General features: G+C 63.9%; 12 protein-coding genes. 3 read left to right on the top strand and 9 right to left on the bottom strand.

Features of this window, described 5'->3' with window-relative positions; translation table 11 throughout:
* Window positions 1–543: 543 nt before the first annotated feature.
* Genes gspD through gspG form a run of 5 tightly spaced genes read right to left on the bottom strand, consistent with a single transcriptional unit; the run spans window position 544 to window position 5,734 of the window.
* The gene (gene gspD, locus AACY36_RS27260; protein WP_339419766.1) at window positions 544–2,850 is read right to left on the bottom strand and encodes a type II secretion system secretin GspD; all 2,307 of its coding nucleotides are present in this window, start codon (window positions 2,848–2,850) and stop codon (window positions 544–546) included.
* Window positions 2,847–3,359, bottom strand: coding sequence for a type II secretion system protein GspM (gene gspM, locus AACY36_RS27255; RefSeq protein ID WP_339419764.1), 513 nt, complete (start codon window positions 3,357–3,359; stop codon window positions 2,847–2,849). The genes gspD and gspM overlap by 4 nt, the downstream gene beginning before the upstream one ends.
* Window positions 3,352–4,410, bottom strand: coding sequence for a type II secretion system protein GspL (gspL, locus tag AACY36_RS27250; RefSeq protein WP_339497745.1), 1,059 nt, complete (start codon window positions 4,408–4,410; stop codon window positions 3,352–3,354). Before gspL ends, gspM begins: the two co-directional genes overlap by 8 nt.
* Window positions 4,407–5,276, bottom strand: a complete 870-nt coding sequence (gene gspK, locus AACY36_RS27245) for a type II secretion system minor pseudopilin GspK (protein ID WP_339436516.1) — start codon at window positions 5,274–5,276, stop codon at window positions 4,407–4,409. Before gspK ends, gspL begins: the two co-directional genes overlap by 4 nt.
* An 8-nt stretch (window positions 5,277–5,284) precedes the next feature.
* On the bottom strand, window positions 5,285–5,734 hold the full coding sequence (gene gspG, locus AACY36_RS27240; protein WP_339419759.1) for a type II secretion system major pseudopilin GspG: 450 nt from the start codon (window positions 5,732–5,734) through the stop codon (window positions 5,285–5,287).
* Between the two features lie 148 nt (window positions 5,735–5,882).
* On the opposite strand from gspG, the gene gspI reads away from it, so the two are divergent.
* Window positions 5,883–6,248 carry a type II secretion system minor pseudopilin GspI gene (gene gspI / locus AACY36_RS27235; protein WP_339428112.1) on the top strand — a complete coding sequence of 122 codons (366 nt, stop codon included), beginning with the start codon at window positions 5,883–5,885 and terminating at the stop codon, window positions 6,246–6,248.
* On the opposite strand, the gene AACY36_RS27230 is transcribed toward gspI, so the two are convergent.
* On the bottom strand, window positions 6,235–6,666 hold the full coding sequence (locus AACY36_RS27230) for a type II secretion system protein N (protein ID WP_339456138.1): 432 nt from the start codon (window positions 6,664–6,666) through the stop codon (window positions 6,235–6,237). The two genes, gspI and AACY36_RS27230, sit on opposite strands and share 14 nt — an antisense overlap.
* A gap of 93 nt (window positions 6,667–6,759) precedes the next feature.
* Here AACY36_RS27230 and gspH point away from each other — a divergent pair, with 93 nt between their 5' ends.
* Complete coding sequence (gene gspH / locus AACY36_RS27225) at window positions 6,760–7,212, top strand: type II secretion system minor pseudopilin GspH (RefSeq protein ID WP_339428114.1); 453 nt, start codon at window positions 6,760–6,762, stop codon at window positions 7,210–7,212.
* A complete protein-coding gene (locus AACY36_RS27220; RefSeq protein ID WP_339428115.1) occupies window positions 7,209–7,829 on the top strand; it encodes a type II secretion system protein GspJ in 621 nt (206 codons plus the stop codon). Before gspH ends, AACY36_RS27220 begins: the two co-directional genes overlap by 4 nt.
* Here AACY36_RS27220 and AACY36_RS27215 read toward each other — a convergent pair.
* Genes AACY36_RS27215 through AACY36_RS27205 form a run of 3 tightly spaced genes read right to left on the bottom strand, consistent with a single transcriptional unit; the run spans window position 7,826 to window position 9,973 of the window.
* Window positions 7,826–8,752: a FecR family protein gene (locus tag AACY36_RS27215; RefSeq protein WP_339419753.1), complete on the bottom strand. Its 927-nt coding sequence runs from the start codon at window positions 8,750–8,752 to the stop codon at window positions 7,826–7,828. The two genes, AACY36_RS27220 and AACY36_RS27215, sit on opposite strands and share 4 nt — an antisense overlap.
* A 37-nt stretch (window positions 8,753–8,789) precedes the next feature.
* Window positions 8,790–9,335, bottom strand: coding sequence for an RNA polymerase sigma factor (locus AACY36_RS27210; RefSeq protein ID WP_065876202.1), 546 nt, complete (start codon window positions 9,333–9,335; stop codon window positions 8,790–8,792).
* A complete protein-coding gene (locus AACY36_RS27205) occupies window positions 9,332–9,973 on the bottom strand; it encodes a TonB family protein (protein ID WP_339497743.1) in 642 nt (213 codons plus the stop codon). The genes AACY36_RS27210 and AACY36_RS27205 overlap by 4 nt, the downstream gene beginning before the upstream one ends.
* Between the last annotated feature and the right edge of the window lie 41 nt (window positions 9,974–10,014).

Genomic DNA, 10,014 nt, shown 5'->3' with positions numbered 1-10,014 from the left:
AGCCGTGATCGGCAGATGCGCGCCTTGGAACGCAAGGCACGCAAACTTGGATTGCAGCTGGTTAAAGCGGCTTAAATTTTAAGAGCAAAAACAATGAGTTATTTTTTGTTTGATAAGAGCTGGCTTGTCGGATCGCCGCACCGCTGCGATGCGGACGCCTAGGTGAATCAGGCATATCCAGTTGATGCCTTCGCAGGCAAGCCAGCTCCCACAGTGGACCGAGATCGGCCTCCAAGAACCGGTCGGCTCTAAGGCCGCCGCGCTTTGCTTTTGATCTTAGGCGCCCCGTAAAACCACGCTGGCCGAACGCAGGCTTTGGAGCGTGGGTAACCCGGCAGGACGCCGGGTTAGCCGCGCTGGGCCAAGGATGGCCCATCGCGGCGGCCCACGCTCCAAAGCCGGAGTGAGGGCATGCCGAGCCTAGGCGAGGCACCGAGTGGTGGGGCGAAGACCTTTTGGTTACTTTTGGGGCGTTTGCCAAAAGTGACCCGCTGTAAGAGCGGAACCCTAAGCGGCCGTGACCGCAGCAACGGATATGTACACTCACTTAGGCACCGCCCTGATCACCGCCCTAGGCCCCTGCTGCTGCACCCCAGGAATCGCCTTCTCCACCGAAGGCAACTGCGGCGCCTGCACATCCGGCATCGCCCAACTACGCTCCGGCTGTAACCCCCCCTGCGCCCGGCGCATAAACTCATACCGGTTCAACGTAATACTGCGCCCCGCCCCACTGTCCCGAATAATGTAAGGTCGTAAAAACACCATCAGGTTGGTCTTGTTCACACTGCGTTTCTCATTGCGAAACAACGCCCCCAACCCCGGAATATCCGACAACCACGGCACCGCATCATTACTCTGGCTATACCCATCCTGCAGCAACCCACCGAGCACCATGATCTGCCCGTCATCCAACAAAATACTGGTATCGATCGCGCGTTTATTGGTCACCGTCCCCGCCGTCACGGAAGCCCGCTCATCCACGGTGCTGACTTCCTGGTAAATGTCCAGCTTCACCGTGCCGCCCTCGGAAATCTGCGGCCGTACATTCAACTTGAGCCCCACCTCTTCACGCTGCACGGTCTGGAACGGGTTGTTGCTGGTGCCCCCGCCCCCGGTCACATAACTGCCGGTGACAAACGGAATCGTCTGCCCCACAAAAATGCTCGCCGCCTCGTTGTCCAGGGTCAGCAGGTTCGGCGTGGACAGCACGTTGGTGCCGCCCTTGCTCTTCAATGCACGGGCCAACACCTTGAGGTCGAGCACCTTGCCAATGCCGGGAATATCCACGGAGCCGTTGACCAACCCCACGTTCAGCCCCTTGGGCAATACGTCGATGCTGGTCTTGCTGGTAGGCGTACTGTTCACACCACTGCCGCCCAGGTTGACCCCGCCAAACCCACCCTTGCCACCGAGGTTCCCGGCCTGCCACTGCACGCCAAACTCAGTCGCATCGTCCTCGCCGACTTCCACGATCAGGCTTTCGATCACCACCTGGGCGCGGCGCTGGTCGAGCATGTCGATCACTTCGCGCAGGTTGCGGTACAGCGGGTCCGGCGCGGAAATCAACAAGGTGTTGGTGGTGGCGTCTGCCTGAATGGTCACGCCGCCAGCGCTGAACGCGGTGTCCTGATCATTGGGGGTGCCGCTGGTGCCAGTGCTGCTGGTCGAACCGGTGGACTGGCCATAACCCGACTGCACACCGCTGCCCGTAGGCGTGCCACTGCTGTTTTGCGCATTGCTCGTGCCTTGGCTGTTTTTGCCATTGCCGCCCATGGCGCTGAGCTTGCCACGGGCATCGTCGCTGACGCCGGAATCGCTTTCACCGGTGAGCAACCCGCGCAGCGACTGCGCCAGCTTGCCCGCCTGGGCGTTGCGTAAATACACCACGTGCATGTTGCTCGGGTTGCTCTGGGCGTTGTCGAGTTTGTAGATCAGGTTGCGCGCCAGCTCCGTGCGCTCCGGGCTGCCGGAACGGATGATGATCGAGTTGGAACGCGGGTCGCCGATCACGTTGATCTTCTGGGTCTGGTCGGCGCCCTGGGTTTCCAGCAGCTCGGCGACCATTGCGGCGATGTCCACAGCGATGCCGTTCTGCACCCTCACCACGTCGGTGTCGATGGCGCTGGGGGTGTCGATGCCGTTGATGATCTGCGCGACACGCGCGAGGTTTTCCGCGTAGTCGGTGATGACGATGCTGTTGTTGCCTGGGTAGGCATTGATCGGGTTGTTCGGCGACACGATGGGGCGCAGCACCGGGATCAGGTTCACCGCGTTTTCATATTGCAGGCGAAAGGTGCGGGTTTGCATGCCGCTGCTGCCGGCCGTGTAGATCGGCCCGCCGAGCAACTTGGCATCGGCCTCGGGCACCACCTGGGCGACGCCGCCCACATCGACCACGCTGAAGCCCTGCATGCGCAGCGCCGCCAATAGCATGTCGTAGGCCTGATGCGCCGGCACCTGGCCTTCGCTGACCAGGGTGAGGTTGCCTTTCACGCGCGGGTCCACCAGAAATTGCTGGCCGGTGGCGCGGGACAGCGCGCGCACTACCGCCTGGATATCGGCGTCGACAAAATTGAGCTGCACCGGCTGGTCGCCCAGTGGGTTGCGGGCCTTGACCACCGCCGGGGCGTGGCTGCGGGCGCTGTTGGTAACCCGGTGCTGGACGGGCGGTTGGGGGGCGGGTTCACGTTGGCGATCCAATACGGTCTCACCGCTGCGGCGGGTGTCGGCCAAGGGTTGGCCAAGTTCACTGTCCACCAGCAATGGCGTGGTTGACTGACTGCTGCACGCACTCAGGGCCAGCACCAGCAGCGGCGCGACCATGCGAAAAGGGGGGACTGACCACTTCATGAAGCTTCCTTAGCGCCAAGCGCCTGATCCATGCGAACGGTCCCGGACACAGTGCCGGCCGAGTTATCGACGGGGTCGAGGGCGCGCTGCAAACGCGCCTCGGACACCTCCAGAGAAAACGAACGGGCATTGCCCAGCAGCCAGCCCACCACCGCATCGGCCGGGGCGTTGTCGAAGGTAAGGCGCCAGCCGCCGGGGGCCAGCGCCTGCAACTGGTAATGGCCTTGCAGGCCGGCGCTATCGAGGGCTTGGTGCAACGCGGTTTCATCGCCCTGGCGAGGCGCAGCGACGTCCTGCAACAACACCTGCAAGGCCGCGGCCTGGGCACGTAACTTAGGCGTTTCGGCCTGCCAGTAGTCGATCTTCTTCAACGCGGGCTGCACCAGCACGAGCCAGGTCAGCAGGCTCACCAGGACCAGGCCGGCGCCGCCGAGCATGCGTTTTTCGCGCAGGGCCAGGCCGCGCCAGAACACCTGGGCCTGGCTGCGCAGTCGCTGCACTTTATTCATCGCCGGCTCCTGGCTTTTCCGCTGCCGGCGCCGGGCCAATGGTCCAGGCATGGTCATCGCGGGTGGCCGTGAAGCCGGCCTGGGCCAACGCCGCCTGCCATTCACCCTCAGCCGTCGGGTTACGACTGTCGGCGAGTAATTCCACGTGCAAGCGGCCTTGTTCAAAGGTCAGGTTGTCGACGCTGCCGACCATGAACGGCAAGCTGCTGCCCGCCAGTTGCAGGAGGCTGGTGAAGCGTTGCCCTGGGTCTGAGGCCGCGCCGGTCTGGCGCGCCGCCAATTGCTGACGGGCCTGCTGCAAAGGGTTGAGCACCACCGGCAATTCGGGAAATGCCTGGCGCACCTGCTGGCTCATCAAGGCCTTGAGTCGCTGACCTTCATCCACTTGGCGCGCGGCGTACAGGTTGAGCCCAAGGGTCCAGATGGCCGTCGCCAGCGCCACACACGCCAGCGCCCTGCCCCATCCGGCCGTCGAAGGTTGACGCAGGCGACCGTGCAACCCCCATGTGGGCACTGGCCCACTCCAACGTTGCTGCGCATCCACCAGCCGCACGTCCAGCGTCTGCAAACCCAATGGGTGCACTGCGCCTTGTTGCAGGCTGTCACGCGTCAACAGATAGCCTTCGTCCAACGCCGCAGTGCCCACCGGCAAGGCATAGGGCGCCGGGTACACGCCGCGCAGCTTGAGTTGCACCTGCGCCAGCCGCTCCAGCGCGGCCTTGGACACCCAAGCCACCGGCACGCGCCCATCGCTTTCACGCGGGCCGTGGGCCACCTGCATCTGTTCCACCGGGCCCAGGATCAATGCCTGCGCGGCGCAGGCTACGGCGGCCGCCGTTTTCGCGGCCGGCAGCGGTGGCAGCTCCAGGCTGGTGAGCAAGCTGTCGCGCGGGTGCAGGAAACACTCCACAGCCGGGCGGGCCTTGCCCAGCTGCGCCAGGCTTGCGTAACCCTCTTCAATGACCACGCCACGGTCCAGCCAGGCAAATTTTACCTGGCTCTCAAGGGTCAGTTGATCCAGCGGCGGCAAGCCAATGCGCAAGCGTTTCATACACCCACCCGCGACCAGATCACGCGGGGCTCGCGGTCTTCAGGGCGATGCAGCAACGCATCAATCGTCACCCGCCGCTGCTCACGGCGCGCCTGGCCCTGCAAGCGGAACCACTCACTGGTAATACCCACCTGCACCGAATCCACCTCGATTTGGGGCAAGCGCAGGCGGTTGACGAAATCCCCGCGGTTGATAAACCAGTGCCCACTGTCACGCTCGGCCACCAGCCCATGGGCCTGGGACAGGCTGAGCCGTGGCACCACCGCGCTGAGCACTTCGGCGCTGGCGGTATTGCCGTTGACCCAGGTAGGGCCCGGCAACACGCTGATGTACGCCTGCATGCGCTGCAACACGTTAGGGTCGAGACCTTCGATCGCGCTCAAGTCATCCAGGCTGCGCAGCATCGGGTATTGGGCGGGGGGTACATAAGAGGCGATCACCCGCTGGCTAATGCGCCGGCTCACCGCCGGGTCGACGCCGATCAGGCGACACAGCCGCTCGAAGCTCTGCAACTGCTCGGTGTCCACCTGCCCGCGATTGACCAGGTTGCGCAGGTTGAACTTGCCCTGCTCGTCCACGATCCGTCCCTCAAACACGCCACTTTGGGCACGGGCCCAGGGTTGATCGAGGCGGGTGAGCACGTCTTTTTGGCGCGCGTCCCAGAGCATCTGCCGGCTGCGCTCAAGGCCACCCTGCAACAGCCATTGGCCCTGGATGCGCAACTGCTCGGCTTCCAGGCGACGGGTGAACACGGTCTGGCGCGTGAGCATGGCACCGGCCAGTACCGCCACCACTGCGGCGATCAGCAAGGCACTGATAATCGCCATGCCGCGCTGCTTCGCCGGTGCGGGCGAATACCGTTTCATGGCGCGCCTTACAACTGCCAGGAGCCGATATCGGCATTCACGCCGTCGCCATCCGGCTGGCCGTCGGCGCCGAGGGAGAACACATCTACCTCGCCATTGGCGCCCGGGTTGAGGTAGTGATAAGGGTGGCCCCAAGGGTCGTTGGGCAGACGTTCCAGGTAGGCGCGCCAGGTGTTGTTCTTCGCATCCGCCGGGCGTTCCACCAGTACTTTCAACCCCTGGTTCATGCTCGGATAAGTGCCGTGATCCAGGCGATAGAGTTTCAACGCCTGCATCAACCCGCCGATGTCCTGCTTCGCTGCGGTGGCCCGTGCCTGGTCCGGCCGATCAAGGACCTTGGGCACCACCATCGCGGCCAGGATCCCGAGGATGACCACCACCACCATGATCTCGATCAACGTGAAGCCACGCTGCCCGCGAGGGCCTGGCAATGGGGACGTTAGGCGCGCGATATCCATCTCGACATTCCTTGGCTTGAGTGCAATTCGTGGCGCAGTGTTGCAAGAACACATGTCAGTCGTATTGAAAATCCTCGGGAGTTTCGGTCGCCAATCGGTCAACTGCCGGCGCTAGTCTGCGGGCCTGTTTCCCGGCTTTGAGAGCGCCATGTACGGCCGACGCAAGGAGCAAGGTTTTACCCTGATCGAGGTGCTGGTGGCGCTGGCGATCATCGCCGTGGCCATGGCCGCCGCCGTGCGCGTGGCCGGGCTGATGACCCAGAGCAACGGCCTGTTGCGCGACAAGTCGATCGCGTTGCTGGCGGCGCAGAGTCGCCTGGCGGAGTTGCGCCTGGGGGGGCACCTGCGCAGCGGCAAGAAAACCTTCGAGTGCGACCAGGGCCGCTTGAAACTGCGTTGCGAGCAGACCATCAACGCCGATGGGCGCCTGTTTCAGGTCAACCTGCAGGTGCTCGACGCCAGCCGCGAAGCGCCGCCCCTGGCCCGCCTGGACACCCAGGTCATGGCCGAGTGAGCATGGGCAACGCAGGCCCCTGCGGCAGCTTGTCGAGGTGGACGCGCAGCTTCTCGCCAGCGCGCTCTATCTCCACACCATCGCCTTCGATGGCCGTCAGCCGCACGCCGGGGCTGAGGCGCTCACCCAACAGAAAACTGCGCGGCGGGCCGTCATTCAGACTGAGGATCGCCACCGCACCACGGGCGCCCGCCAGCACGCCGGTAACCTTCACCTGCAGCGCCGTCGGCGCATTGGAAAACCATTGCAGCGCCGGGTTATCGCTGCGCGCCGCCAATGCTTGGGGCGTGGCTTGGGGCGTATGGGATTCGGCGCTGTTGAGCAGCAGCGGCGTCCAGACCGCCAGGCCAGCCAGTGCGGCCAACACACCTAGCGCCTGCACGCCATGGGCCAGGGTGAAACGATGGGCAAATGTCATGGGCTGGACCTCCTGTTTGTCCGTCGCACCAGCCTACAGGTCAATTCGCACGCTTTTATTTCACACACTCCCCAGTTTTCCAGGAAGCGCGCGATGAAACAGCAAGGCTTCACCCTGATCGAACTGATGGTGGTGCTGGTGATCATCGGCATCGCCAGCGCCGCCATCAGCCTCACGATCAAACCCGACCCACTGCGCCTGCTGCGCAAAGACGCCGAGCGCCTGAGCCAACTGCTGCAAGTCGCCCAGGCCGAAGCCCACGTCGACGGCCGCCCCATCACCTTGCGCGCCGATGCCAAGGGCTTTCGCTTCAATCGTCAAAGGGATGATGGGACAGGTATCGAGACGTTTAAAAACGACGACCCACTGCGCCCACGGCTATGGGAAAGCACGCCAATGCAAATCAACATCGAACCCCGGCAAACCCTGGTGCTGAATGGCGAATGGATCAACCCACCGCTGCGCGTGGTGCTGTCCGATGGGCAACACAGCCTTAGCCTGCAACGCGACGCCGCCGGCTTGATGCGCGTGGTGAACCAGCCATGAACAACGCCCAGCAAGGCTTCACCCTGATCGAAGTGATGGTGGCGATCATGCTGATGGCGTTGGTCAGCGTGATCGCCTGGCGCGGCCTCGACAGCGTGACCCGCGCTGATCAGCATTTGCAGGCGAGCACCGAGCAAACGGAGGTGCTGCTGAGAGCGTTGAATCAGATGCAGCGGGATATCAGCTTGCGGGCCAGTGTCGAACTCACGGTCCCCAGCGCGCCGGAAGACGGAGCGGCTAAAACCGAGGGGTTGGCTGCGGTGACGGTTCGCAGTTCCGACAGCAAGGGCTTTCGCCTGGACGTGATCCGCAGCGCCCCAGTGGCAGGGGACGGGCTGCAACGGGTACGGTGGTGGCTCAAGGGGGATTCGCTATACCGGGCAGCAGCGCCAGCACGAGACCGCTATCCGCTGCCGGCAGCCAAGGATGGCGTGCTGGTGTTGACCGGCGTGAGTGATTTGCAGGTGCGGGTGTGGGAGACGGATAAGGGATGGCGGCAGTTGAGTGGTAATCGCCGCGAGGATCCGCAGGGGCTGGAAATCAGTTTAGTGCGGCAGACGCCACAAGGCGTGGAAAAATATCGCCAGGTGGTGGGGCCGTTGAGGTCGTTGAACTAACTCAACAACACCACCCCACCCGGCAACTCCGTGCATTTGGCCCCATATGCATCGCGAATCAACAACGCGACCCCCGCCAACTGCTGCAAGCTGAACCGCGCCTGCACCCGGCGTTGGCCAAGTTCTCTATTCAGCAACACCAGCATCCCCGGTCGATAGCGGTTGATCTCATCCACCACCGTCGCCAGCGTGGCATTGTTGAACACCAGTACCTGTTTGCGCCAAGCAACCACTGCCTGGGTGTCTACCGTGGTCACTTCATTGACCCCGGCGCTGCCATAGGTCAGCTGCCGGCCACCGTCCAGGCGCACGCTGCGCCCGGCTGTGTCCACCAAGAGCGAGCCCTCGATACAGGTCACGCACACGTTGTGGTCGGTGTTGCGCACATTGAAGCGGGCCTGCGCCGCACTGACCCAGCCTTCGCCGGCCTGGACCTTGAGCGGCTGCGCACTGTGGGCGAGCACCTCGACTTCACCCTCAAGCAATTCAATGCCCTGCCCCACTCGGCTGATGCGCGTCTGGGTATTGAGCTCCAGGCTTATCCCTTCGCTCAACATCACCTGGCGCTGCTCGCCGACTTCGGTGCGGTAGTCCGCCGTGAGCCCGGCGAAGCCGCCCGGTACGCCGACACGGACCATCACCACGGCCGCCGAGGCAGCCATCGCACCGCCCAGGAAGGCACGACGGCCAAAGCTGCGCGGTTGCGACACCTGTTCAAGGACGGGGACCAAGTCGCGCCATAACACCTTGGCCTGTTCGAACGCCTGGGCATGTTCCGCGCTCTGCGCGCACCAGGCCTGCAGAGCCTTGGCGTCGGCCACGGTGGCGCGGCCCGAGGTTAGCAGGAGCAGCCAGTCGCGGGCTTCATCATGCAGGGGGCTGGCGGCGGGTTGCCGGGCGGTGGAGAGGCTAAAAATATTCAAGCGCGCACGTACTCACGGATTTATCAGGGACTCGACACTAAGACGGTTTTCCGGCCCCGGGACCGAACCGCTGAATCACTTTTCTTTCAAGGCGCTTGGCACAGTGGCCCAGAGCAGCCTTGATTTCCTTCTCGACCATGCGCGTGGAGATACCGAAACGCTGGGAAATTTCCAGGTGCGGGGCTTCTTCCAAGCGCGCGGCGATGAGGATCTTGCGGCGGCGTGCCGGCAGTTCGTAGAGGGCCTTGACCAGGGATTGGATTTCTTTCTGGCCGCCCACCACCCGCGACGGGTCCTGGGCTTCGTCGGCGCTTTGCAACAGTTCCTCCACCTCGCTGCCGGTGAGCAGACGCGCGTCGGCCTGGCGGCGGTCGGCGGCGATGTTCAAGGCCATGCGGTACAGGTAGGCGTTGGGTTGTTGCAGGTTCGGCGGCACGTCCATGCGGTCGACCCGCAGGTAGGTTTCGTGCAGCACGTCGTTGGCCAGGTCCTCCGAACCCAGGCGCTTGCGCAAACGCACCTTGAAGTCTTCGTAGGAGGCCAGGAACAAGCTGACCATCGGACTGTGCCCGGTATTTTTCATCCGCCCGAGGCTCCTTTCGCTACTGTGCATTCCATGCGCGTTCCTGTTGTGTCGGGCATCAAAAGTAAAGTCACCGGTTGGCGCAGTGAGCTCGGTGCCGGGCGTTCGACCCGGGCCGCACTCAGGCGGCGCACCAGTGCTTCATCGCGTTGTTCATCGCCGGTGGAACTGACCAGCCGACTGTGTTCAATCACCCCGTCGGGGTTGACCCATACCTGCACCAGCGCGCGAAAACTACCGGGCCGGGTCAGCGGCGAACGGCACAGGCTGGTTTCGATGGCTTGTTGCAACGCCGTCGCGTAGCTGTTGTTGATCCGCGCGGCGCTGCGTGCCGCCGCACCCTGGGTGGGCGGCTGGCTGACCTGCGGTGTCTGCAAGGTAAACGCATCGCTGCGTGCATAACGTGCCATCAGGCCACTCCCTGTCAGCAACATCGCCAGCGCCTCTTGCGCCGTAAAGCGCCCGCGCACCCCAATGGAGCGCCGGCCCCGCGTCAACTCGCGGTCCACCAGCACCGCCATCCCGATGGCGCGGCTGTAGGCTTGCAGTGCGTGCTCCAGGTCCTGCGCAGGCAGGTCCAACGACAGCAGGGGTGACTCTGCCAGTGCCGTACGACCAGCGGCCAGCAGCAACAGCAAGACCAGGGCGCATGCCGCGCGCCTCCAGGCTCCCTGTTCAC

Source organism: Pseudomonas sp. EA_15y_Pfl1_P101 (assembly GCF_963970835.1).
Taxonomy (GTDB): domain Bacteria; phylum Pseudomonadota; class Gammaproteobacteria; order Pseudomonadales; family Pseudomonadaceae; genus Aquipseudomonas; species Aquipseudomonas tritici.
The sequence above is the reverse complement of the archived record's forward strand: the minus strand, read 5'-3'. Positions and strand labels throughout refer to the sequence as shown.